Here is a 26,255-nt window from a genome sequence, read left to right on the forward strand (position 1 = left end):
GCGAATTTACCCAACTCTATTACTATCATTACTCATGGCTTTTTCGTGTAAAGAGAACGCCAAAAAACAAGCCGTTGTAGAAGACAACAATACTACCACTGAAATCACCATCAACGAAGTGTCTTTAATTCAAGTTAAGGACTCCAAATTTTACAAAGGAGACCAGCCCTACTATTTCGTAGGCGCCAACTATTGGTACGGACCGCTTATTGGCGCCAAAAATGGTGGCGACAGAGAGCGCCTTATCAAGGAGCTTGACCTCATGAAATCCATAGGAATTGACAACCTGAGAATTTTGGCTGGTGCCGAAGGTGATGGCGGGGATTCAAGAGTGCACCCCGCCCTGCAGCCTGAACAAGGTGTTTACAACGAAGATTTGTTGGATGGCCTTGATTTCCTTATGGCCGAAATGCGCAAGCGTAACATGTATGCCATTTTGTATTTGAACAATAACTGGATTTGGTCCGGAGGGATGTCCGAATACTTGAAATGGAACGGTTATGGCGAAGTTCCTAACCCATTTTTAGAACAATATACTTGGGACCAATATATGAACTACACCAAGCAGTTCCACAGTTGCAAACCATGTAAAGAAGCTTTTTACAAGCATGTGAAGTTCATCATGGGAAGAACCAACGCCTACACCGGTTTGAAATACACCGAAGATAATACCATTATGTCCTGGCAGGTTGCCAACGAACCTCGTGTATTGATGACTCCAGATCATGAAACAGCTTTTTCTGGTTGGCTTAAAGAAACTGTTGATCTTATGGAATCTTTAGATTCTGTACACCTCATCTCAACTGGGGCTGAAGGAAAAGCAAGTTACCTGCAAGATCTTGCGATGTATGAGAGATTACACGACAATCCTAATATCGATTACCTGACCATGCACATGTGGCCCAAAAACTGGGGATGGTATGATATTGACAACGAAAAAGTAACCACCCAAGAATCCATTGAAAAAGCCAATACCTATATGGATGAACATATTGCTATTGCCAAAAAACAGCAAAAACCAATCGTGATGTCGGAGTTTGGATTTCCTAGAGAAAAGGAAAGTCTCTCTCTAGACGCCTCCATCGAAAATAGAAACACCTTCTATAATGCCATTTTCAATAGAATTGCGGACAGTAAAGCAAAGCAAGGTGTATTAGCAGGATTGAATTTTTGGGGCTTTGCAGGCTACGCCAAAACCAATCCTTCAAATGGAAAATGGCAACATGGCGACGACTTTAGTGCCGACCCTCCACAAGAACCGCAAGGTTTGAATTCGGTGTTTGCTTCAGACACCTCCACCTTGGAATTGATAAAAAAAGCTAATGACAGTCTACTTAAATAGATAAAAAAATCCCCGAACTATGTTCGGGGATTTTTTTTATTCTGTAGTAAAACAAGAAGCTGGCAACTGGGCACCGTTAAACAAATTGGATTGATAGGAATTGTTCCAAGCAAACCTCACATATTTTGGCGTTTTAACTTCCTTCGATTTTAATTCCACGCTTCCATTCACCAACTTTACATTTGCCTTATAAAACACTTTATCTTCTCCTGCAATTTCAAATAAAGATTCCGAGGATGATAGATAGAGACCATCATTATTTTTGAAAGTCAAAACAGCCCTTTTTCCATCAAAATCTACACTTTCGAACAAAGGTACTTCTGCATCTTCATCAATTACATTATAATGCTTGTTTAAAGCTAAATTGGCCAACCTCAACCCAACAGACTTCTTATCTTTAGGATGAATATCATCTACTGTAGACACATCATCAATGACCACCATTCCGGTATTAGTAACACGGTCCAAAACCTTACGTTGAGCATTTCTAATTTTAACTGCTGAATAGATATCCTCCCCATAGTTATAAGGCGCTATTTGCACATAGTAAAATGGAAATTCGTCATTCCACAATTTTCTCCAAGATTGAATCATCGCTTCTAGAGACGCATCATAGGTATCCGCCCCAACGTTGGCTTCTCCTTGATACCAAAGAGCACCCGCCAATTGATAGCCTACCAAAGGCTGTATCATAGCATTAAAGATCCGTGCAGGCTCCACTGGTCCATAAGGCACAGGTGTTAATTTTTGAGCCGCATCGTTTAAAACAGGATTTTCAAGTATAGTTTCTTCGTGAGTCCACGCTTCAATAGGCGTCCCTCCCCATGCGGACACCACCAAACCAACAGGAGTATCTAGTATTTTACTTTGGAGCTGTTGCGCAAAGAAATAGGCCACGGCACTGTTGTTTTTCATAATCTCTGACGTGCACACCTCCCATTTACCAGGCAGGTTATTTTGAGGATAGATGGACGTTGTTTTGGTCACCCTAAAAAAACGTATGTTAGGCACATTGGCCTTTGCAACCTCATCGTCATTTTTAATGCCCCAAGCTGGAGACATTTCCATATTGGATTGCCCAGAACACAACCAAACTTCTCCAATCAAGACATCTTTAATTTCAATGGTATTATATCCTGAAATGGTAATGAAATACCCTTCTCCGGCTTTAGGTGTTTGAATATTCATTTCCCATTGCGCCTGCACATTGGCTTTTACCTTATAGATTTCAGAAGTCCACGATGGCCGGATCACCACTTCTTCATCTGGCGCTGCCCAACCCCAAAATTTCACATTGCTATTTTGCTGTAAGACCATATGATCTGAAAATATGGCCGGCAAACTGATATTTGCCCAAATTCCCTGAACAATCAAAAAACTTGCAATAAAAAATAGGTTACGCATTTGTATCATTTAAAATGGCTTCAATCGCTTCCAATTCGGAAATTGAAAAGGTTTTATTTTCCAAAGCCCCTAAATTATCCAACAACTGTTTTTCACTGCTGACCCCTACCAAAACAGAAGTCACTCGTTCATCTTTCAACAACCAAGCAACCGCCATTTGTGCCAAACTTTGCCCTCTATCTTCAGCAATTGCGTTCAGTTTTTGAGCCTTTGATACCTTTTCCGCTGTAACCTGATCCAACTGAAGGAACCCTGTACTTTTGGCTGCCCTGGAATCTTCTGGAATCCCTTTCAAATATTTAGAAGTCAAGATCCCCTGTTCCAACGGAGAAAAAGGAATACAACCTACTCCTTCATCCTCCAAAACCTCCAACAAACCACCCTCAACCCAACGGTCCATCATGTTATATCTTGGTTGATGGATCAAACATGGCGTTCCGAAATCCTTCAATATTTCTACCGCTTTTTTGGTATCCTCAGCACTATAAGAAGAGATTCCCACATACAAGGCTTTTCCTTGTCGTACGATTAAATCCAAAGCACCCATAGTTTCCTCTAAAGGCGTGTTTGGATCTGGCCTGTGGCTATAAAAAATATCCACATACTCCAAGCCCATTCGCTTTAAGCTTTGATCTAAACTAGCCACCAAATACTTTTTGGATCCCCATTCTCCATAAGGCCCAGGCCACATTAAATAACCTGCCTTGGTAGAAATAATCATTTCATCTCTATAAGGAGCGAAGCTTTTCTTCATGATTTTCCCAAAGTTCTCCTCGGCAGATCCCGGAGGTGGCCCATAGTTGTTAGCCAAATCAAAATGGGTAATTCCCTTATCGAAAGCTGTGTGCAAAATTTGCTTTCCATTGTCAAATTGGTCCACATGCCCAAAATTATGCCACAAACCCAGCGACAATTCAGGCAACAACAAACCACTGTTTCCACATCTTCGATACTGCATGGTATCATATCTTTTTTCGGAAGCCGTATACATGATTTTTTAGTTTTTATTCAAAATTTCTTGGTAGAATGGCACTAACTGTTTTGCCATAATTTCATTTTCTTCAACACTTGGATGATAATTACAGCCATTTACGTACAAAGTATCAAACTGAAAAACAGCGATCTCCTTTTGCATACTATCCCTGAAATAACTTTGTACTTTTTCTAGACAATTGACCAAAATTTCATTGTTTTCCCCCTGAATCATCGGACTATTGAGCAATGTAATTTTTGTATTGGGATAATGACCGTAAATCATTTTCACGAAGTTAATGTAATTGTCCGTAAACTTTTCTGAATTAAATGGCAAACGCTCTTTCACGCCATCTCCGTTAGACATATCGTTCGTCCCCAAACAAATGCTTACCAAGTCCGGTTGAAACGAAAAATCATAGGGTTTTGAAGCATCTCTATTGAGATATAAATTTTCATAGACCTGCGGCATAATAGGCTCTTCTATATTTTCATCATTCCAATTGCGATACATCCCCATACCAGACACCGAACTCAGCACAAAATAAGCATTCAAAGCTCTTGCTGCCCTTGGCCCATAAGCCAAATAGGCGTTATGTTGATCGATATATTCTCCTTTATTACAAGGAATGCCACTATTATCGGCTAAAGCCCCGCAGGTAATGGAATCCCCAATAAACTCAATGGATAAGGATGCTTTATTTTCAATAGGAAGCAATGCTTCGGCTTCAATTCCCTTAAAAATCACTTCGCCACTTGCCGCTTCAGTCGCTTTAAAAATTTCTATGTGATGACTTTCCTGCCCATCCAATTTAAGTACCAATTTGATTATACTATCGCCTTTAATAGTGTGTCTTTTTTGATACTCCCCATCAATAGTAATCACTACATAATTTCGCGGCTTAAATTGAGACTTCAAATACACCGTCACCGAATCCCCTTTAACTTTAAAGGCCACTGAAGCCGCCGAACCCACCAAGGCTCTATCACCATTGTCATGCGTAGCAACCCTTCCCTTATATTCAAATTGAGGATTGGAAGGCATAAATTTCACCTCCTTGTTTTCTTCCTGTTTACAACTCACAAACATGAGCCCTAACAGTCCTAACATATATTTTAGTTTCATGGACAAATTTTAGGTTATAAAACTATAAAAAAGCGCAAAGCTTTCCTTCCTCTAAATCTTCAAAAACCTAAAATATTGATAACCTTCCAAATCATTACATAACATTTTACAAATACGCAAATACCTAGTATTCAATATATTTACTATCTTTAGAACACTTTTAATCCATCAGTTATGAAAAAAATTACTCTTACAAGCAACATTTTAAGTCTTGCTTTTGGACTTTGCCTCTGTTTCATTTCTTTTAATGTTTCAGCCCAAACATTCACACTAAACAATTCTTCTTCCAAATTAACAGTGGAAGGAACTTCTAGCCTACATGATTGGGAAGAAGTTGCAGAAAAGCAAAAAGGCAGTATTGTGATTGACAATTCAGGCTCGGAACCTTCCATTAGTTCCCTTTCTGTTGAAATTGAAGCCGAAAGTTTAAAAAGCGGTAAGTCTGCAATGGACAAAAACACCTATACCGCTTTAAAGACCAAATCCAACAAAAACATCAGCTTTAAGCTTACCAAAGTGAAAAGTATTTCCAAGGTAAGCGATGGCAAATTTAAGGTGAGCACTACGGGAGATTTAAGTATTGCCGGAGTGACCAATTCTACGGATTTGGATTTCACCATGGAAATAAGTGGCAGCACCGTAAAACTTAATGGTGCCAAATCCTTTAAAATGTCCACTTTTAAGATTGATCCTCCTACAGCGGTTTTTGGCACCGTTAAAACGGGGGACGAAGTGACTATTAAGTTCACTTCGGTCTTAAGCCAATAATCCATCATCCAACCATTTTTCAACACTAATTTATCACATCATGAAAGCAACAATCAAATGCTTATTACTAAGCACATTATTTTTTGGATGCATAATGAGTTATGCCCAAAACCGACATCTGGACAACTTTAGGTATCCAGACCAAACAGGGGTCAACGTATTTGAAGACCCTAAGGACAGCATTTTAACTTTTGACGGTATCAAAGTTAGAGTTGGAGGCTCATTTGCTTTGCAATTCCAAGCTTTGGACCATGAAAATTCAGGAGCAGCGGAATTGGAATCCATAGGTTACAACTTCAATTTAGCAACGGCCAACCTCGATTTGGACGTAGCTTTAGCACCTGGAGTTAGAATGCACTTAAGAACCTATTTATCCTCTCGCCACCACCCAGAACCTTACGTAAAAGGTGGATACTTCCAAATTGACAATTTAAGTTTTCTAAGTGACGGCCTTATGGACGGCTTTATGAAATATACCACCATTAGAATTGGGCATATGGAAAACAACTATGGGGATGCGCACTTTAGAAGAACAGACAACGCCCAAGCCATCTATAACCCTTTTGTAGGAAACTTAATCATGGATTCCTTTACTACAGAAGTAGGAGCCGAAGTGTACCACCAAAGAAATGGTTTTATAGGAATGCTAGGTGTTGCCAACGGAAAGTTAAACCAATCTGTAGTTGAAGGCTCCAACGGCAAAACTGGCGGTATTTCCTTTTTGGCCAAATTGGGATATGACAACCAAATCACAGATCGTATCAGGCTTAGATTAACAGGATCGTTGTACAACACAGGATACGTACCAAGTCTGTATCTATATTCCGCAGACCGTGCTGGATCTAGATACTATAGTGTTTTGGAAGCCCCTGGTTCCAGCGCTTTTAGATCAGGACGTTTTTCTCCAAATTTTAAAAACAGTATTACCGCGCTTATGTTCAATCCTTTTGTTAAATTTGGGGGACTGGAATTGTTCGGAACTATTGAATATACTTCCGGATCTACCAATGCCAGCTCAAGTATTGTGGATGATGTTGTTGTAATTACTCCTAAGAAGGATGGGAAAGCTCAACAATACGCTGCCGAGTTAATTTATCGTTTTGGTCACAGAGAAAATTTCTATCTTGGCGGTCGGTATAACGTCGTAAATTCAGAATACGATGATACCGCTGACATTACCGTTGAAAGATTTCAGGCTGCCGCAGGTTGGTTTATGACCAAAAATATTTTAACAAAACTGGAATATGTGACCCAAAACTATGACGGGGCCACTGGAAGACTTGAAGACGGTAAATTTGACGGCCTTATGGTAGAGGCCGTTATAAGTTTCTAAAGCAGAAACACCCTTAAGTCTATAATTTAAAGTGAATTCTATTAATGAAAAAGTTTGTAATACCTACGCTAGTTTTTTTGTGCATGCTGCTAACTGTATCTTCCACAACCGGAACATACAAGATCAATGTAAAAATACATCCAGACAGCCAGCTGACTATCGTAGGTAACACAAACATTAATAAATTTAATTGCGGGTTCGATTCCAAAACCTTGGAAGAACCTATTCCTGTTGAATTTCGAAGAAAAGGAGACAACATTTACTTCAAAAAGGCAAAGCTAAAATTGAACACCTATCTTTTTGATTGCGGGAAAAAACTTATCAATAAAGATTTTCAGGATTTAATTAAAGCAGAAACTTATCCAGACATTTATCTTATCTTAAAAGAAGTCATTCCTTCTACAACTGACAAAAACTTGGTAAACGCCAAAGTAGATTTTAAAATCGCAGGCAAAACAAAGGAATATACCGTTCCCGTTACCTATGACGGAAAAGACGACTTATCAATTTCAGGAAAATTGCAATTGAATATTCGTGATTTTGATTTGGAAAACCCAAAAAAACTTATGGGATTGATTAAAGTTGATGATGTTATCACCATCAATTTCAATTTACACATCGACACTATTTAAGTTGCACTGAATTGCCGTTCAACATGGTCTGCACCAAATTGTCCATAGGGCATTTCACAAAACCCTTGGCCTTAAAACCATATCCAGAAAGAACTTCCTGGAGGATCTCTTGTGCATAGAACGCTATCGAGCCTACAAAGTGCAACGGACTTGTTTTCAATTCTTCCGAATACTGCATCAATTGGTTATCAACAAATACTGAAAAGCCCTGAACCAATAGCTCTCGTGCAAACTCATGAGACTTATGCCCCACCAAAAATGGAGCAAATTGCGCCAAGTATTTGTTAGGCGCATCACACTTATACAACCTATGGAGCACATCCTTCTCCTCCAGAGAAAACTGCTTTTCAAATGCCATTCTCAAATCTTCTGGCATTTGTTGATAGTAATAGCTTTTGAGCAGCTCCCTACCAAAGTAATTACCGCTGCCTTCATCCATCAAAACATACCCCAACGATGGCACTTTGGCGATAATTTCAGTACCATCAAAATAACACGCATTAGAGCCCGTCCCCAAAATGCACACAACTCCCGGCTTGCCTTTCACAGTAGCTTTTACAGCAGCCATTACATCTTCTTCCACTTCAAAAACAGCATTAGGAAACACTGCCACCAAAACATCTTTCATCATATTTTTGCTCTCAACAGTATTACAACCCGCGCCATAAAAATAAACGTGACGCACCTTTTCCCCATGCAACAAAACCTCATCAATATTCTTTAAATTATCCAACAAGGCTTTTTTGTTGGATATAGATGGATTTAATCCCTGTGTTCTAATTTTGATGGGGGCACCTCCTGACACACAAAACACCCAATCACATTTGGAAGAACCACTATCTGCAATAACGACCATGTTATTTTCTTGAGTAGTTTTGTTCAGAAAAAAGTACCAGTTTTTCTAAATCTTCCGCAATGACAAGTTCCACATCCACATAAGGCTTTTTAAGTGCTTGCATTAATGCCTTTAGTTCTCCCAACTGCTTTTGGGAAACCTGCTTATCATTAAGGATTTTAGCCAACAATGAAGCTGTTTCACTTAAAGATTCAGACAAAGGAAGAAGCGGTTGGACATTCGGCGCATTTTTAATTTGCATCAATTCTTGATGGTTTTTCTCCCAAGTATGCAACCAAACCATCAAACTTTGTTTAGACGCATCGGAAGGATTCACTACAAAGGCCTGAACACGCTGATTAAATACGAATTTATCGGCTGCATCGGCAACACAAGCATCCGCAAACAAAGTAAATGGCGAATAGGTTTTGTACTCGGTACCTCCTTCGTTTCTTGTATAAATTTCCAAAGGCTCACAAATATTTAACAATTCAATCAAGGGCTGAATATTTTGATTATTGGTCATCATTCTTAAAATGACATCACGGTTTTTGAGATGTGTGATCCCCAATTCCTCCAATCTAAAACTTACCTCATCAAGACGAGGCAACATCAAGTCAACATCATTCACTTCCTTTGGTGACCAGAATCGTTCAGCAATAGCTGCCGTTCTTGGCCAAATTCTAGAATCAATTGTCAACGGTGTTACCAATTCACTCCACATCGTTACTTCACCACCCAAAATACGTTTACGCTCTTCAGCTGTCAATTTTGCATCGCCAATGGGTTCAACCGAATAATGTTCCACCACAGACTGCATCCTATCGATATAAAATCCATCGGACAATACCGTATTGTAGCCCGACTTGGCTGCAGCAATCAGCGTTTCTCCTTTTGAAAAGCCTTCATTTTCTCCTCTCCAAGAATGAATTACTGCCGTTGTAGGCATATTCTCGGTCATGATTTCATCCCAGCCCATCAACTTTTTGCCTAATTTATTCAGAATAACCTCTAACTTAATATTGAAATAGGTTTGAAGATCATGATTCGTCTTCAAATTATGTTTTTGCTTAAACTTTTGAATTTGCTCATTCTCATCCCAATGCTTGCCCTCATTTTCATCTCCTCCAATATGAAAATAGGCATCCGGAAACAAAGGCGTCATTTCTGTAAACAAACGCTCCAAGAACATATAGGTTTTATCATTTGTTGGATCCAATGTGGGGTCAAAAACTCCAGAATAACGTTCCACTTCGTACACATACCCAGGCTTACTGCCCAATTCAGGAAAAGCCGTCAAGATTGCCGAAGCATGTCCCGGTACATCAAATTCAGGAACTACTCGAATTCCCAACTTATTGGCATATGCTACCACATCCTTGATTTGTTCTTGAGTATAAAACAAACCATCTGAAGCCAATTCCGTAAGCTCCGGAAACACCTTAGACTCTATTCGAAATCCTTGATCGTCTATCAAATGCCAATGAAACACATTCATTTTCACAGAAGCCATAGCGTCTAAATTTCGCTTTAGAACATCTACTGGCTGAAAATGTCTCGCTACATCAATCATCAAACCTCGCCAAACAAAACGCGGCTGATCATTAATAGAAAGCCCTGGAAAGTAGTATTGAGTTTCATTGGAAGTCACCATTTGTAACAAGGTTTCCAAGGCCCTCATAGCACCAACATCGGTTTTGGCTTTTATTAAGACGTAATCCTGCTTAATCTCCAAAGAATACGATTCGTCTGTTTCAATGGTTAAATTGGAAACCTTATCAAATGAAATTTGAATCGTTCCCTGAACATTTTCCACAGGAAATCCTTTATCTAGAAACACACCTGTTCTACCTGACAATCGTCTTAAAAACTTTGTAGCCGCCGTATAAACACGTCCCTTACTATTTCCGTTAATGGAAATAGTAAGTTCTGAGTCAACAACCAACCTAGTAGTATGTTCCCTAATTTCTGATGGCCAAGGCATCAGATTGTATGTTTCCATAAGGCTATTTTGGGAATATCCCACAAAGGCCATTAGGAAGAAAAAAATCCTTAATAATTGTTTCATAAACTAAAAGTGGTATCGCTTAAAAGCTTCTATAGCGGCGTATTCCGCCAAGCCCAAATCGTTATATTTTTTGGCAGTCAATCGATTTCTATCCTCTACCCTTACCCAAAATTCCCTGGAGTCATCCCCTTGAAACATCACCCCATCCTTTTGAGTTTGGTGATAGAAAATTGCATGGCGTTTTCTAAGCACTTGGTCCGGACTTAAAGGCACTGCCATCTCTATTTGATAGGTTTCCCATTCATGCCAAGCACCACGGTACAACCAAACCCAGCAGTCTTTCATGTAATCCCTTTGTTTTAAAACATCCAGAGCTTCAAACAACACATCTAAACACACTTTGTGGGTTCCATGTGGATCGGCCAAATCACCCGCCGCATAGATTTGATGCGGTTTGATGTTCTCTATAAGATTGCACATGATTTCCAAATCATCTTGGGACAAATTGTTCTTTTTAATGGTCCCAGTTTCGTAAAACGGCAAGTCCAAAAAGTGTACTTGATCATCGGGCAACCCCAAATACCTAGTTGCTGCCAAAGACTCACTTCTACGAATCATAGCCTTGAGCTTTCTCGCTTCCAATGAATCAACATCATTCTGAGTTTTCTTCTTTAAAAACTCAATGATAACATCAGCTCCGTTAGAATGTGAATTCAAGGCTTTGGAGATTTCCGCAAACTTTAAAGCTTCTTCATCAGACACTGCAATGTTTCCTGAGGTTTGATAAGCAATATGCACCTCATGTCCTTGCTCTACCAATCGATCGAAAGTACCGCCCATAGAAATGACATCATCATCAGGGTGCGGACTAAAAATTATGACTCGTTTCTTGGGAATATCAGCACGTTCTGGCCGATTGGAGTCATCAGCATTTGGTTTTCCTCCTGGCCAACCGGTTATAGTATGCTGCAACTTATTGAACATCTTAATATTCAAATCGTATGCTGTGCCCTCTTCCGTAAGCAATCCAGACATCCCATTGTCGTTATAATCCTTATCGGTTAACTTCAAAATAGGCTTCCCTGTCAACTCACTTAGCCAAACCACGGCTTTCAGTTTAAGTTCTTCGGTCCACACACAGGACGTTACCAACCATGGTGTTTTCACACGTGTTAATTCTTCCGAAGCGCCTTCATCAAGTACAAAAGTGGTATTGTCGTGCTCCTGTAAATAAGTCGCTGGAACATGGGCGGCAATTTCTCCTTCAACAGTTTTTTTAATGATTTCCGCCTTACTCACACCCCAAGCCAACAGGACGATTCTTCTGGCATTTCTGACCGTTCCCACGCCCATGGTGATGGCTTTTCTTGGCACGTTGTCTATACCTAAGAACGAATGCGCCGCATCACTTCTAGTTAAGTGATCCAAGGTAATACTTCGCGTAGCAGAGTTATAGTGAGATCCAGGCTCGTTAAAACCAATATGTCCCGTTCTTCCAATACCCAACAACTGAAAATCTATACCCCCAACGGCTTTAATTTTCAATTCATAATCAATACAATATTGATACAGTTCATCCGGACTTACTTTACCGTCTGGAATATGAACATTCTCCGGCAAAATATCGACATGATCGAACAAGTGCTGGTGCATAAAGTAATGGTAACTTTGGATATTGCTTTTATCCATAGGATAATACTCATCTAGGTTGAATGTAATCACATTGACAAAACTCAACCCCTCCTCTTTGTGCATGCGAACAAGCTCCTCATACACCTTTATGGGAGACGACCCTGTTGCCAACCCCAACACACAAGTTTGGTTTTTGGCCGCCTTCCCCCTAATCAAATCAGCAATTTCATGAGCCACCAAAATGGAGGCCTCATTGGAAGTTTTAAAGATAACGTTGTGGATTTTTTCAAAACGGGTTTCTTCAAATTTCCCTGCTTCCCTATATACGATACTGTTATAATCTGCAATATCCAGTTTCATGCTAAATTTCTTTTTAAATGATATGTTGATAAAACAAGCGGAAAATTGAACTCCCGCTTGCCTTTCTGCTAACTAAAATGAATATGAAAAAAATTTAAAAGTTAGATCCTCCGGTATCCCACCATAAACGGGTTCCCCCAGTATCGGGACCATTAAGATAGCCCACGGCAGTTTGCACATTGTCACCATTGGTATTGATTTCATTGTCCACGAAATTGATACGTCTAATTTGAATATCCGTATCTATTTCACCGCCGCTGTTATTTACCACTACAGGGAACACTCTTGGATATCCTGTACGTCTAAATTCGCTCCAGGCCTCTTGTCCATCAGGGAACATAGCAATCCATTTTTGGGTAATGATTTGCTCCAATTTTTCCTCATTAGTTCCTGCCGCATTAAATGCCACGGTCACGTCACTTGGATAGGCGTAGTCATTATCAGGATTTAAAGCATCTATAAAATCATTTGGAGTACTTGTAGCATCCGCTAAATAAGCATCAGCACCACCAACACCAAATTGTGCAAAGGAGGCCATCACACCCGCTTCATAATTAGTCTGTGCATCTCCTGCACCAGTCCAACCCCTAAGAGCCGCTTCAGCTTTTAAGAAATGAATTTCAGCTGCTGTCATCCATACTTTTGAATCACCTTCAACCGCTTCGCCAATTAAAGAGTGGCTTCCGTATTGTGCTTTCGCTTCAATTTCAATTCCCTGTCTAATGCCTTTGTAATCACCTAAGGTTTCATCCAAAGGCGCATCAAAAAACTTAGCAATTCTTGGATCATTGAATCCCTTTAGAATCGATTCCATTTCGGCACTCATACAGATATCTCCCCAAACTTTACTGATGGTATAGATTGGGTGTACAAAACCTCCCATATCAATGGTCATAGTTTCATCTAGTAGACCTGCATTACTGTTAAATGCTTTTTCACCTTCTGTTTGTGCCAAAGTTGGGTTCACTTTAGACACTCTAATTGCCAAGCGCAATCTCAAGGAATTGGCAAAAGTTCTCCATTTGGCAATATCTCCAGTAAAACTGGATTGATCGAACGCTACAAATTGAGCATCTCCTACATAAGCCTCCAAACCGTCAATAGCCTCATCCAAATCAGCAAAGAAAGCAGTATAAGCTTCCTCTTGGGAATCGTACTGTCCTGTAGTTTCGTAATCGTTGTATTTTGTATAACGAATAGGTCCAAAGACGTCGGAAATACGATGCATGGCCATTACCTTAATGATGTTTGCCAAATACACAAATTTGTATCCACTCTCATCTCCCGATAATTCTACTTGCTGCCAGATCTCACGAGCATATGGCATAACCCCATTTCCGTTAGCCGCATCATATGCATCACTCCAAATAAATCCGTTCCACCCATTTACCAAGGCGTAGGTTTGGTTATTGATGTTTCCTGCAAAAGGTGTTGGCGCCGTCATATAACCAGAAAACACATCGGCATTCAAGTTTTGTTGCAATTGGTAGTTCCAAGCTGGTTCTACACGAATGACATTTGAAAATAGCGGCGAAAAACGAGATCCAATATGGTTGTTTTGCTGCGTTAAACTGGCCTGGGAAATCCCATTTGGATCGGTATTGATTTCCTCAAAATCCCCAGTACAATTTATCAAACTCATAGCCACTAGAGAGGCTAGGGTATATTTTGTTATGTGTTTCATAGCATTTTAGAAATTTACGTTAATGTTTAACCCGATGCTTCTAGTAGAAGGTTGGTTATAGATATCCACTCCCTGAAGTCCTAAACCTGTACTGGCAGCCACATTAGGATCGAACGGTGCATCTTTATAAAAGAAGAACAGATTATTGGCGATTAAAGAGAAACTGACATCATCAATAAACTTATCCTGAAGATTTAGTTTGTACCCTAAGGACAATTCTCTTAAGCTCACATTGGTAGCATCATATACATACTCACCCAACATACCATCTCTTCCACCAATAGCATTGAAATACTCCTGTGCCGTGATTTGAGAAGCTACACCACTTTCATCAACAACATCAACCATCCCTCCGTTAGTATTTCTAACATCAGCTGAAGCTTGAGACACCCCATATTTATCATTTACAGCCTCGGTAACACTCATAACATCCCCGCCGAACTTTCCATCAATCAAAACATTTAAAGTGAAGTTCCCAAATTCAAACGTATTGTTCCAACCTAAGGTAAAATCTGGCTGTGCATGAGCTACAGTTTCAAAATCGGTTGACATTAAGGTTCCTGAAGAATTAATTACAGGTGTTCCATTTTCGTCTCTTACCAAGGAACGTGCTTTGATACTTCCAAAATCTTCTCCTTCAATTAAGGAATACTCATATCCATTCACTCCCCTAGCGGTAATAATTGCTTCACCATCCTGTAAAGATGGGTGTACAGAAATCACTTCATTATCGTTTTGGGCAAAATTCACAGAAGACTCCCAAGAAAATTTATCTGTCTGTACCGGCGTTGCATTCAACACGATCTCGAACCCTTCATTTGAAATTTCACCGGCATTTACAATGTTTTGTGAATATCCATTTGGATTTGGTTCTGCCTGGATATAAAAGATTTGATTGAAGGTATTGGTATTGTAATAAGTAAAGTCGAATCCTAAGCGATTGTTGAAAAAGCGCCACTCGGTTCCAATCTCAAAAGACTTTTGTCTTTCAGGCTCTAATGTTTCCCCTTCCAAAGGCGCAAAAGGAGCGGTTCCAATTCCCGTATTGGTTGCATTGATAGAGTTAAGAGGAATGGTAGCATACACAGGAATATCCGATCCAACTTCAGCATACGATCCGCGAAGCTTCGCAAAAGAAATACCATCTGGCATATCGAACATTTCAGATAATACAGTGGTTAAACCAATCGATGGATAAAAGAAGGAATTAGAATCCGTATTCACCAAGGTTGAAGACCAATCACTTCTTCCGGTAACATCCAAGAATATCATATCCTTGAACCCAAAGTTAGCCGATCCAAATACCGACTGAACCTCTCTTCTTCCTACAGATTGGCGAATATTGTTGGTATTGGCAAAGTTGGCTATTGTAAATACATTAGGATAAATCAAGCCAGCACCATCTCTTCCTGAATCCAAATAAACCTGGTCGCCGATCGTGTATTTTGTCAAACTAGATCCTAAAATTCCACTAAAGGTGAAATTCTCCGAAAAATCTTTATTATAGTTTAAAATGAAGTCGATGTACTGTTGTGAGTTTTCTGTTTTCTCAAGAATATAACGACCGTTATCCCCGGAGTTCACAGGATCTGTTCCCGCATATTGTCTTTTGTCAAAAGTGAAAAACGATTTATCGTAACTCCCTCTAGATTGCAAGGAAAGCGCATTTGTAATTTGATACTTAACAGACAGGTTTGCATATACACGCTGCGCAATATCCTTACTCGGACTTCTATGAATTAACCAATAAGGATTTTGTTGAATATTTTCGTCAAAAGACGTAGCATATTGATCCATTTGGTTCAAAGCCGTATTGAAATATTCATATTTGTTTTTATAAATATCTCTATCAATCCCTACAGGATGTAAATATACTCCCGTCAATGGGTTTGAATACAAACCATTGGTTGGACGGTTCCAAATACGTTGGTCTGATAAATTAATACTTGCAGACACATCAATTTTTTCATTTAAAAACTTCGCTGTTTCCCTAAGAGTAATATTATTTCTCACCAAACGGTTCTCAGGAATCACGCCTTCTCCAATAGTATTAGCATAAGAAAAATAGGTTTGGGCCTTTTGGTTCCCTGCTGTTAGCGACATGGAACTGATAGAAGTAAATCCTGTATTAAAGAAGTCTTTAGGGTCGTTAGACAAACCACCTACTTTATCTCCCCAAGATTTAGCATCTACTACCCTTCCATTTTCAGCAATAGGTTGTCCAACAGAAACACTTTGGTATTCCGATTGCAACTCAGGCAAAGACATCACATTGTCAACAGTAAAATTAGAAGTGAAGTTCACGGTTAAAGTTCCCTCCTTACCTTTTTTAGTGGTAATTAAAATCACCCCATTCGCCCCTTGACTTCCATACAAAGCCGAAGCCGAAGCTCCTTTCAAAACTGTCATGCTTTCTATATCGTCAGGGTTGATCATGGACATTACATCTCCTCCATCACGGTTTCCTGTCTGGCTACCAAAAATATCTGTACCGGGTTCATTTCCGTTAGAACCGTTTCCACTATTTAACATTGGAATACCATCAATAACATATAGGGGATCATTATCACTTGTAGAGGCATTACCTCTCAAAACCACTTTAACAGCACCACCCAAACCAGAAGAACTTCTTGAAATGGTAACCCCGGCAGACTTACCAGACAAACTATTGATAGGGTTGGTTTGTTTCACTTTGGTAAGCTCATCACCACTTACCTCTTGCGCCGAATAAGTCAAAGCTTTTTTCTCTTTGGAAATCCCCAAAGCCGTAACAATTACTTCTCCCAACATCTCCGTATCTTCCGCCAATTGCACATTTATAACATTGCTATCTGCAACTGTGACCTTTTTGGTGGTCATTCCCAAATAACTAAAAGTAAGTACGTCACCAACCGATGCCGTTAAGGTATAATTACCATCAAAATCTGTTTGCGTCCCATGGGTAGTTCCTTCAACCAACACATTGACACCTGGAATAGGCATCCCGTTGGCCTGGGAAGTAACAGTTCCGGTCACTGTTTTTTCCTGCGCAAATGTGAAGTTTACAGCAAAAAATAACAATGAACACAAAAACGTCATTTTTAAATTGTGTTTCATAAAATGAATTGTTTAGTTGTTTAATGATGTCCAAAGTAACTAGGATGAAAATTATTAAGAAAAAAAATATATAAACGACAAGAATTAACACACAGACAACATTCTATTAACGATAAACGATTTCCTACAAATAAACAATTGTCATTTTTATTGCTAATCACATAATATATTTCTAAAATTGTCATAATTATTTAAAGATTCAACAACACAAGTATTCATTTAAAATAAAAACCTCAACTCTTGCTTAACAAAAAAATAGCTAACAATATTCCTTTAAAATATCATATCCTGTTTTGGTTGCTGTACTTTTCGTTTAATGTGGTACGATGGGGAAGCTATTTTAATGACTATTGGTACTCCTTAAAATCCAACCTTGTTGAATTCCCTATCCACATTATTGTGGTGTACATCAATGTGTATTATCTCATTCCGAAATTCATTTTAAGGCGGAAATACAAAACCTATATCGCATGGTTATTCGGGATACTTATCTTGGTTTATTTGGTAAGAACGGGACTCAACTATCTTTTGGTTACTAAGGAAATTTGGCCAGAAGCGGAAGAGGCCGGAAAGTTCCTTGAGACCAACCACCTCATTGCGGTAATATTGGGAGAGCTATATGTTTTGGCCTTTGTAACCGCCATACAATTGCTTATTGATTGGCCAATAGAACTGCGACGAAATGAAGACCTCGCCAAGTTGCAATTGAGCACGGAATTGAAATTTCTGAGAACCCAAATACAGCCGCATTTCTTCTTCAACACCTTAAACAACCTTTACGCTCTCACTCTACAAAAATCGGATGACGCTCCAAGGTTAGTGATTAAACTTTCGGACATTATGCAATATGTACTGTATGAAGTGAACAGCTCCAAGGCCAATTTGCTGGAAGAAATCAACCATATCAATAATTATATCGACATAGAGCATATTCGTTTTAAGGACCGCATAGATTCTGAACTTGATATTACTGGCGACATTGAAGACGTCCAGGTACCTCCTCTACTGTTTTTATCTTTTATTGAAAACTGTTTCAAACATGGTTTAAAAGGGAATGACAATATCAAGATTAATATGAGTTTTGAAATCCTTAATAAACACTATCTGGAATTCAAATTATCCAATACGTTTAACCCAGAAGTTGTTCAAGAAAACAACCACGGTATTGGGATTGCCAACACCAAACGAAGGTTAAATTTATTATTTTCCAATGATTATGTCCTTGAAACTGATATTTTAGACGACACTTATAATATTTACTTAAAAATTCCTATCCAATGAAAATTAAGTGCGTAATCATAGATGACGAATCGTTGGCCATTGAAGTGATAGAAAGTCACCTAAAGAACTTTGACCATGTAGAAATTTTGGGCACTATCAATAATCCGCTAAAGGCTTACAGCCTCTTGGAACAGGAAAAAATAGACATTGTTTTTCTGGATATCAATATGCCACAAATGTCCGGCTTCACTTTTATCGAAAACCTAAATCACAAACCACTTATTGTCATTACCACCGCTTACCGGGAATATGCCGTAAAGAGTTTCGAACTCAATGTTTTGGATTATTTGGTAAAACCAATCCCTTTTACTCGCTTTTTAAAAACCATGAATAAGGTGTACCAACAAGTCTACCTTAACAATGTAAGCAATGATTCCAACCTTCAACAGGAACCCCATATTTTCCTTAAGGTGAATAAAAAACTGATCAAGGTGAATTTGGGAGACATTCTATATATAGAAAGCCTTAAGGATTACGTAAAAGTCATCACAACTATGGGCGATTATGTGGTTCACAAATCCCTTACAGCCATAAGCGAGGAATTGCCTCAATCCAATTTTATAAGGGTGCACAGGTCCTACACCATTTCAATCAATAAAATTGTGGCCCTTGAAGGAAATACTATTGAGATTTCCAATAAAAAAATACCTATCGGAAGAAACTACCTTAAACAAACCAAAGAACGCATCTTCAATACCACCGAAGATATAGAAACCTAACTATTACTTAAAATTTAACTTATGTCTAAAGCTATAGATATGCCCATTGCACAAAAACAAAGCAGCTTATTCCCAATCCTGGTTATTGCCGGATTGTTCTTCATATTTGGATTCATCACATGGATCAACGGCGCCTTGATTCCATTTATGAAAACCATCAACGAATTAACCGATGCCCAATCCTATTTGGTTGCCTCGGCCTCCTATATTTCCTTTGTGGTCATGGCACTTCCCGCCTCTTTTATCATTGGTAAAATTGGCTATAAAAAAAGTATGTCACTTGGACTAATCATCATGGCTTTGGGTGCCTTATTATTCATTCCTGCGGCCGAAGCCAGAACCTATTGGGTTTTTCTTACTGGAATTTTTATTCAAGGTGCAGGTATGACTTTATTGCAAACGGCCTCAAATCCTTACATCACAATTTTGGGACCTATTGAAAGTGCTGCAAAACGTATTGCTATTATGGGTATTGCCAACAAAGTTGCCGGAGCTTTGGGTTCGGTGATTTTTGGAGCACTTTTACTTTCGGGAATTGATGACATTAAGGAAAAGCTAAGTACTGTAGATGCATCTGAAAAAGCCTCATTACTCAATCAAATGGCCGATAGCGTAGTCATGCCATACATTGTTATGGCCCTCGTATTGTTCATTTTGGGAATCTTGATAAGAAAAGTAAACCTTCCACATGTTGAAGCAGAGACAGAAGATTTAAAAGATGGCGAAACAGCAAAAGTAAGCATCTTCCAATTCCCTCATTTATGGTTGGGCGTGATTGCACTTTTTGTATATGTAGGAGCCGAAGTAATTGCTGGTGACACTATCATTTCCTATGGAATTTCATTAAACCTACCCGTTGAAGAGGCTAAATTCTTTACGCTTTTCACCTTAATGGCCATGGTATTCACCTATGCATTAGGTGTCTTTTTGATTCCTAAATACATCAGTCAGGTACTTGCCTTAAAAGTCAGTGCGGTTTTGGGGATTTTGTTTTCCATCTGCATTTTATTGACTAGTGGTTTTACTTCTGTGCTATTTGTTGCAGCCCTAGGAATTGCCAATGCTTTGGTATGGCCTGCCATTTGGCCTCTAGCTTTAAAAGGCCTTGGAAAATTCACCAAAACAGGATCCGCTCTTTTAATTATGGCGATCTCTGGAGGCGCTTTAATCCCACCATTGTACGGAACTTTGGTTGACCATAAAAAGGAGGCTTTATTGGCCAGTGGTGTGGATGCCGTAAATTCAGCTGCGGAAGCTTCCACATCCAGCTATTGGATTTTAATTCCATGTTATGTTTTGATTCTTTTCTACGCCCTTTACGGACACAAAATAAGATTCAAAAACAGCTAATATTTTCTTTGATGAAAAATAGAATTGAAGCCGTTGACCTCTTAAGGGGATTCACCATTGTGGCCATGATTTTGGTCAACACGCCTGGCGATTGGAATCATGTCTACCAACCACTGTTGCATGCCGAATGGAATGGACTCACACCAACAGATTTGATATTTCCATTCTTCCTATTTATTGTGGGCATCTCTATCTATTTTTCGTATAAAAACAAACCCAACACAGTCCCAACCTATCGAAAAATAACCATTAGAAGTTTAAAACTGATTGGCTTGGGACTCTTTCTAAACCTATTTGTTCCATATCTCCCATTTATTACGAACCTAAGCACTTTTAGAATTCCGGGAGTTTTACAACGGATTGGAATTGTCTTTTTGATTTCCTCCATCTTATATCTGAATTGCAAACCAAGAACGCTGCTTTTTATCATCGTTGCCATTTTATTGTCCTATTCCATTATTTTAGGATGGATTCCTTTTACAAACGGTACATTGCCTAGCTTGGACCGAGCACCAAATAATTGGGCCAATTATATAGACCTTAAAGTTTTTGGGCAGCATATGTGGCAAGCAGATTACGACCCAGAAGGATTGCTGAGCACATTGCCTTCCATCGTAAGTTGCGTTACTGGTATTCTCATCGGGAAACTTTTGGGCGGACCAACGCCATTAAGATATTTGACCAGAGCAATTGTGACACTTTTGGCAACGGGATATTTATTGAGTATTTGGATTCCCATCAACAAAGCTTTATGGAGCAGCAGTTTTGTACTAGTCACCTGTGGTTGGGGATCACTTATCCTCACCATTATATATTATATTACCGATGTGAGGAAACTATCTTTCGGATCCATATTTAAACAGGTCGGCATGAACGCCATAGTCATTTACTTCCTATCAAGTTTGATTTCAAAGTCGTTTTACTCGATTCCTATTGGTGAATCACATAATGTACATTCATGGCTCTACCAAAAGTTCTTTACGTTTTCCTCTATTCCACAGGAACTCTCATCTTTACTTTATGCCCTATCGGTTGTTTTAAGTTATATAGCGTTGGCCCATTTACTCTATAAAAGAAAAATTTTCATCAAAGTCTAATAGCCATACATGCAAAAGCAACTTGTTTAAAAATAACAATCATGCCATTAAAGATTGTTCAACCTAAAACAACATAAACAAGAGCTATCAACATTCAAACACCAACATAAGACATAACATCCTGAAAGTGTTTTGTTAAACTTAAGCACCTATTCAATTTAATTGACGGATAAAATTTCAGCCCACACTATTTGGTAATCAAATATATAATCGTAAATTTGCAAACTCTTTTTGAGAGAGGAATGTTTAATTTAAATTAATTAGTGTGGACACATTAAGCTACAAAACTATTTCAGCAAACAAAGCTACTGTAAACAAAGAGTGGGTTTTGGTTGATGCTGAAGGTCAGACTTTAGGTCGTTTAGCTTCAAAAGTTGCAAAACTTTTAAGAGGTAAACATAAGCCTAACTTCACACCACACGTTGATTGTGGAGATAACGTAATTGTTATCAATGCAGAGAAAATCAACTTGACAGGAAACAAGTGGAACGACAAAACTTACATTCGTCACACAGGTTACCCAGGTGGTCAAAGAAGTTTAACTGCTACCGAGATGTTTGGAAAAGATCCAGCTAGGTTAGTAGAAAAATCAGTAAAAGGAATGTTGCCTAAAAACAAATTAGGAGCAAACTTATTCCGTAATCTAAATGTTGTTGTTGGTGCAGCTCATACTCATGAGGCTCAAAAACCAAAAACAATTAACTTAAACGAATTCAATTAATGGAAGTAATTCACAAAATCGGCCGTAGAAAGACGGCTGTTGCTCGTGTGTATGTAGCCCAAGGTTCTGGGAACATCACGGTTAACAAAAAAGACATGGCGGTTTATTTTCCTACTGCAACTTTACAGTACAAAGTAAACCAACCTTTGACCATGACTAACAATGATGGCAACTTTGACATTACTGTTAATGTATATGGCGGTGGTATTACCGGTCAAGCAGAAGCTATCCGTTTGGCAATTTCTCGCGCTTTGTGTGAGGTAGATGCAGAAAACAGATTGACTTTAAAGCCAGAAGGTTTATTGACAAGAGACCCAAGAATGGTAGAGCGTAAGAAATTCGGTCAGAAGAAAGCTCGTAAGAAATTCCAGTTCTCTAAACGTTAATCCCACAGTAAAAGAAACAACCCAGTTTTTGTTGTCCATAGCCTGTTAAGGCTAGGATTTAGTTTAGCATCTAAATGGACAAGGCGAACGCAACGCGTGACCACTTGCCCATTGCTAATCAACAGAACGTAAACTATTACAAAATGGAAAAAGTAGAAGTAAAAGAATTATTAGAAGCAGGTGTACATTTTGGTCACTTGACCAGAAAGTGGGATCCAAACATGGCTCCTTACATCTACATGGAGCGTAACGGCATCCATATCATCAATCTTTACAAGACAGCTGCAAAAATCGAGGAGACTGCTGAAGCTCTTCACAAAATTGCTGCTTCTGGAAAGAAAATCTTATTTGTAGCTACAAAAAAGCAAGCAAAAGACATCGTTGCTGACAAAGCAGGCGCTGTAAACATGCCATACATCACTGAAAGATGGCCAGGTGGAATGTTGACCAACTTTGTAACTATCAGAAAAGCTGTTAAGAAAATGGCTTCTATCGATAGAATGAAAAAAGATGGAACTTTCAACACTCTATCTAAAAAAGAGCGTTTACAAGTTGACCGTTTAAGAGCTAAGTTGGAGAAAAACTTAGGTTCTATTAGCGATATGACTCGTTTGCCAGGAGCTTTGTTTGTAGTGGACATCAAACGTGAGCACATTGCAATTAAAGAAGCACAAAAATTAAACATTCCAATCTTTGCAATGGTTGATACCAACTCTGACCCACGTCAAGTTGATTATTTGATTCCTTCAAATGATGATGCTTCAAAGTCTATAGATAAAGTTTTATCTCTTGTTACTTCAGCAATCGCTGACGGTTTATCTGAAAGAAAATCAGACAAAGCTGTAAAAGAAGAAGGTAAAACTTCAGCAAAGAAATCAGCAAAAGCTAAAGTTGCTGGTGACGAAGAAGAATAAGATAACATTTACAAAACACAAATAAGTCGTTTAATTCTTTTCTTTGTTGAAAATTAATTGAACGACTTTTTTTTAAAAAATTCAAATACTTATGGAAGGTACAGTAAAAATTACAGCTGCTGAAGTAAACAAGTTGAGACAGGCTACTGGAGCCGGTATGATGGACTGTAAAAAAGCTTTGGTTGAGGCTGAAGGTGATTTTGACAAAGCCATTGAGGTTTTACGTAAGAAAGGTCAAAAAGTAGCAGAAAAGAGAGCTGACAGAGATTCTTCTGAAGGTGCTGCTGTTGCTAAAGTAAACGACGACAACACTACTGGTGTTGCTATCGTTTTAGGATGTGAAACTGACTTCGTTGGTAAAAACGAAAACTTTGTGGCCCTTGCCAACCAATTGGCTGACTTGGCCCTTACCGTAGATTCTAAAGACGCTTTATTGGCTGCTACAATCGACGGAATGACTGTTGCTGACAAATTAACTGAGCAAACTGGTGTAATTGGTGAAAAACTAGACATCACTGGATTTGAGAAATTGGAAGCTCCATACGTTGGTTCTTACGTACACATCAACAAAATTGCTGCTTTAGTTGGATTGTCTGCTAAAGTTGACAACGCTGATGTATTGGTTAAGGATGTTGCTATGCAAGTAGCTTCTATGGGTGCAACTACGTTATCTTACAAAGATTTTGATCCTGCTTACATCGCTTCTGAAACTGAAGCTAGAATTGCAGTAATCGAAAAAGATAATGAAGAGTTGGCTCGTTTGGGTAAAACCCTTAAAAACGTACCTAAATTCATCTCTATGGCTCAATTGACTCCAGAAGCATTGGCTGAAGCTGAAGAAGAAGCTAAAGCGCAATTGAAAGCTGAAGGTAAGCCAGAACAAATTTGGGACAAAATTTTACCAGGTAAAATGGAGCGTTTCATTTCAGACAACACTACTCTAGACCAAGAGAAATGTTTGTTGGATCAAAACTTCATCAAAGATGAAAAAATGAACGTTGCCAAATATGTGGAATCTTACGGTGACGTAGTAATCACAGATTTCAAACGTGTAAGCGTAGGATAATCCAGTACTGTTCAAAATATTTAAAAAAGCTTCTCCTTACGAGAAGCTTTTTTTATAACCCAAAAACAAAAAAATTACGTAGTTTTGCTAAACTTAAAAAAGTACTGTAAATAAGCTGCTCTTAACTTGTTTTCTACTGAACAAAAGACACTTAAAGTTTGCAGCTTCTTTAAAACAAATCGTCTCAAACTAATGAAATACAACAGAATACTTCTAAAATTATCTGGAGAAGCACTAATGGGGAGCCGCCAATACGGCATTGACCCTGTAAGATTGGCCGAATATGCCGAAGACATTAAATCCATAACAGACAAAGGCGTTGAAGTTGCCATTGTTATTGGAGGAGGAAATATTTTTAGAGGTGTGGCTGGTGCCAGCAATGGCATGGATCGTGTACAGGGAGACCACATGGGGATGTTGGCAACCGTTATCAACGGATTGGCATTACAAAGTGCCCTGGAAAATTCTGGTATTCCTACACGCTTGCAAACAGCTATCAAAATAAATGAAGTGGCCGAACCATTCATTCGTCGCAAAGCCATCCGTCATTTGGAAAAAGGTCGTGTGGTAATTTTTGGTGGTGGAACAGGAAACCCATATTTCACTACAGATTCTGCAGCTGTATTGCGCGCCATTGAAATAGAAGCCGATGTCATCCTAAAAGGAACACGTGTTGACGGAATTTATAATGCCGATCCAGAAAAAGATGAGACCGCAGTAAAATTCGACCATATTACTTTTGACGACGTTTTACAAAGAGGTTTGAAAGTCATGGACACAACAGCCTTTACCCTTAGCCAAGAAAACCAATTGCCAATTATTGTATTCGATATGAATACCAAAGGCAATTTGCTAAAAGTGATTTCTGGCGAAAACATTGGAACCAAAGTAAACCTATAGCCCCTTACCACGAAGCTTATTTTTTGTAATCACATTAAATTTCAAAGAACATGAACGAAGAGATTCAATTTATATTAGATGCTACCAAAGAAGCCATGGATGGTGCCATTAGGCACTTGGAAAAGCAATTCGTTAACATTAGAGCAGGAAAGGCAAGCCCTGCAATGCTTGGTAGCGTTATGGTAGATTATTATGGTTCTCAAACACCCTTAAACCAAGTTGCCAACGTAAACACTCCGGACGGAAGAACGATTACGGTACAACCTTGGGAGAAGAACATGCTCCAGGAAATTGAGCGTGGCATCATGTTGGCCAACATTGGCTTCAACCCTATGAATAACGGTGACACTATTATCATCAATGTACCGCCTTTAACCGAAGAGCGTCGTAAAGAATTGGTAAAACAAGCCAAAACTGAAGCTGAAGACGCCAAAATTGGGGTAAGAAGCGCGAGAAAAGATGCCAATAATGACATCAAAAAACTTACTGAAGTATCTGAAGACCTTCAAAAAAATGGTGAAATTGATGTACAAGGAATGACCGATAAGTACGTTAAGAAAATAGATGAGCTTTTGGCTGTAAAAGAAAAAGAGATCATGACGGTATAAAAAAAAGCGACATCAATTGTC

Annotated in this window: 22 protein-coding genes; 14 read left to right on the forward strand and 8 right to left on the reverse strand. The window is 38.9% G+C overall.

Annotation, left to right across the window (positions count from 1 at the left end; genetic code table 11):
* Nucleotides 1-34: 34 nt before the first annotated feature.
* A complete protein-coding gene (locus ZA06_RS04710; RefSeq protein ID WP_053976231.1) occupies nt 35-1,342 on the forward strand; it encodes a glycoside hydrolase 5 family protein in 1,308 nt (435 codons plus the stop codon).
* A 36-nt stretch (nt 1,343-1,378) separates the two neighbouring features.
* Here ZA06_RS04710 and ZA06_RS04715 read toward each other — a convergent pair whose 3' ends face one another.
* Genes ZA06_RS04715 through ZA06_RS04725 form a run of 3 tightly spaced genes read right to left on the reverse strand, consistent with a single transcriptional unit; the run spans nt 1,379 to nt 4,844 of the window.
* Nucleotides 1,379-2,746, reverse strand: coding sequence for a sialate O-acetylesterase (locus ZA06_RS04715; RefSeq protein ID WP_053977066.1), 1,368 nt, complete (start codon nt 2,744-2,746; stop codon nt 1,379-1,381).
* Nucleotides 2,739-3,704, reverse strand: coding sequence for an L-glyceraldehyde 3-phosphate reductase (mgrA, locus tag ZA06_RS04720; RefSeq protein ID WP_449405304.1), 966 nt, complete (start codon nt 3,702-3,704; stop codon nt 2,739-2,741). The genes ZA06_RS04715 and mgrA overlap by 8 nt, the downstream gene beginning before the upstream one ends.
* A gap of 39 nt (nt 3,705-3,743) precedes the next feature.
* Nucleotides 3,744-4,844: an SGNH/GDSL hydrolase family protein gene (locus ZA06_RS04725; RefSeq protein WP_053976233.1), complete on the reverse strand. Its 1,101-nt coding sequence runs from the start codon at nt 4,842-4,844 to the stop codon at nt 3,744-3,746.
* 174 nt (nt 4,845-5,018) lie between these two features.
* On the opposite strand from ZA06_RS04725, the gene ZA06_RS04730 reads away from it, so the two are divergent.
* The 3 genes from ZA06_RS04730 (at nt 5,019) to ZA06_RS04740 (ending at nt 7,577) form a co-directional block, all read left to right on the forward strand.
* Entirely contained in the window at nt 5,019-5,612 is a 594-nt protein-coding gene (locus ZA06_RS04730; protein ID WP_053976234.1) for a YceI family protein, read from the forward strand.
* A 40-nt stretch (nt 5,613-5,652) separates the two neighbouring features.
* Nucleotides 5,653-6,945 carry a hypothetical protein gene (locus tag ZA06_RS04735; protein ID WP_053976235.1) on the forward strand — a complete coding sequence of 431 codons (1,293 nt, stop codon included), beginning with the start codon at nt 5,653-5,655 and terminating at the stop codon, nt 6,943-6,945.
* Between the two features lie 83 nt (nt 6,946-7,028).
* Nucleotides 7,029-7,577, forward strand: coding sequence for a YceI family protein (locus ZA06_RS04740; RefSeq protein ID WP_053976236.1), 549 nt, complete (start codon nt 7,029-7,031; stop codon nt 7,575-7,577).
* On the opposite strand, the gene ZA06_RS04745 is transcribed toward ZA06_RS04740, so the two are convergent.
* The 5 genes from ZA06_RS04745 to ZA06_RS04765 all read right to left on the reverse strand — a co-directional run bounded on the left by ZA06_RS04745 (nt 7,570) and on the right by ZA06_RS04765 (nt 17,192).
* Nucleotides 7,570-8,433: a hypothetical protein gene (locus tag ZA06_RS04745; protein WP_053976237.1), complete on the reverse strand. Its 864-nt coding sequence runs from the start codon at nt 8,431-8,433 to the stop codon at nt 7,570-7,572. The two genes, ZA06_RS04740 and ZA06_RS04745, sit on opposite strands and share 8 nt — an antisense overlap.
* A 1-nt stretch (nt 8,434) precedes the next feature.
* Entirely contained in the window at nt 8,435-10,414 is a 1,980-nt protein-coding gene (locus tag ZA06_RS04750; RefSeq protein ID WP_240472202.1) for a beta-N-acetylhexosaminidase, read from the reverse strand.
* Between the two features lie 69 nt (nt 10,415-10,483).
* Entirely contained in the window at nt 10,484-12,412 is a 1,929-nt protein-coding gene (gene nagB, locus ZA06_RS04755; RefSeq protein ID WP_053976239.1) for a glucosamine-6-phosphate deaminase, read from the reverse strand.
* Between the two features lie 94 nt (nt 12,413-12,506).
* A complete protein-coding gene (locus ZA06_RS04760; protein WP_053976240.1) occupies nt 12,507-14,096 on the reverse strand; it encodes a RagB/SusD family nutrient uptake outer membrane protein in 1,590 nt (529 codons plus the stop codon).
* 6 nt (nt 14,097-14,102) lie between these two features.
* Complete coding sequence (locus tag ZA06_RS04765; RefSeq protein WP_053976241.1) at nt 14,103-17,192, reverse strand: SusC/RagA family TonB-linked outer membrane protein; 3,090 nt, start codon at nt 17,190-17,192, stop codon at nt 14,103-14,105.
* A 240-nt stretch (nt 17,193-17,432) separates the two neighbouring features.
* Here ZA06_RS04765 and ZA06_RS04770 point away from each other — a divergent pair, with 240 nt between their 5' ends.
* The 10 genes from ZA06_RS04770 (at nt 17,433) to frr (ending at nt 26,234) form a co-directional block, all read left to right on the forward strand.
* The gene (locus ZA06_RS04770) at nt 17,433-18,473 is read left to right on the forward strand and encodes a sensor histidine kinase (protein WP_240472203.1); all 1,041 of its coding nucleotides are present in this window, start codon (nt 17,433-17,435) and stop codon (nt 18,471-18,473) included.
* The gene (locus ZA06_RS04775; RefSeq protein WP_053976242.1) at nt 18,470-19,192 is read left to right on the forward strand and encodes a LytR/AlgR family response regulator transcription factor; all 723 of its coding nucleotides are present in this window, start codon (nt 18,470-18,472) and stop codon (nt 19,190-19,192) included. Before ZA06_RS04770 ends, ZA06_RS04775 begins: the two co-directional genes overlap by 4 nt.
* Nucleotides 19,193-19,213: 21 nt before the next feature.
* Nucleotides 19,214-20,542: a sugar MFS transporter gene (locus ZA06_RS04780; protein ID WP_082331934.1), complete on the forward strand. Its 1,329-nt coding sequence runs from the start codon at nt 19,214-19,216 to the stop codon at nt 20,540-20,542.
* 11 nt (nt 20,543-20,553) lie between these two features.
* Entirely contained in the window at nt 20,554-21,639 is a 1,086-nt protein-coding gene (locus ZA06_RS04785; RefSeq protein WP_053976243.1) for an acyltransferase family protein, read from the forward strand.
* Nucleotides 21,640-21,904: 265 nt separating this feature from the next.
* Nucleotides 21,905-22,360, forward strand: a complete 456-nt coding sequence (rplM, locus tag ZA06_RS04790) for a 50S ribosomal protein L13 (protein ID WP_053976244.1) — start codon at nt 21,905-21,907, stop codon at nt 22,358-22,360.
* Complete coding sequence (rpsI, locus tag ZA06_RS04795; RefSeq protein ID WP_053976245.1) at nt 22,360-22,746, forward strand: 30S ribosomal protein S9; 387 nt, start codon at nt 22,360-22,362, stop codon at nt 22,744-22,746. Before rplM ends, rpsI begins: the two co-directional genes overlap by 1 nt.
* Before the next feature lie 143 nt (nt 22,747-22,889).
* Nucleotides 22,890-23,660, forward strand: a complete 771-nt coding sequence (gene rpsB / locus ZA06_RS04800) for a 30S ribosomal protein S2 (RefSeq protein ID WP_053977069.1) — start codon at nt 22,890-22,892, stop codon at nt 23,658-23,660.
* Between the two features lie 91 nt (nt 23,661-23,751).
* Nucleotides 23,752-24,726, forward strand: a complete 975-nt coding sequence (tsf, locus tag ZA06_RS04805; RefSeq protein ID WP_053976246.1) for a translation elongation factor Ts — start codon at nt 23,752-23,754, stop codon at nt 24,724-24,726.
* A gap of 192 nt (nt 24,727-24,918) precedes the next feature.
* On the forward strand, nt 24,919-25,626 hold the full coding sequence (gene pyrH / locus ZA06_RS04810; protein WP_053976247.1) for a UMP kinase: 708 nt from the start codon (nt 24,919-24,921) through the stop codon (nt 25,624-25,626).
* Nucleotides 25,627-25,676: 50 nt separating this feature from the next.
* On the forward strand, nt 25,677-26,234 hold the full coding sequence (gene frr, locus ZA06_RS04815) for a ribosome recycling factor (RefSeq protein ID WP_053976248.1): 558 nt from the start codon (nt 25,677-25,679) through the stop codon (nt 26,232-26,234).
* The last annotated feature ends 21 nt before the right edge of the window (nt 26,235-26,255 follow it).

The organism is Mangrovimonas xylaniphaga (assembly GCF_001280435.1).
Classification (GTDB): Bacteria; Bacteroidota; Bacteroidia; order Flavobacteriales; family Flavobacteriaceae; genus Mangrovimonas_A; species Mangrovimonas_A xylaniphaga.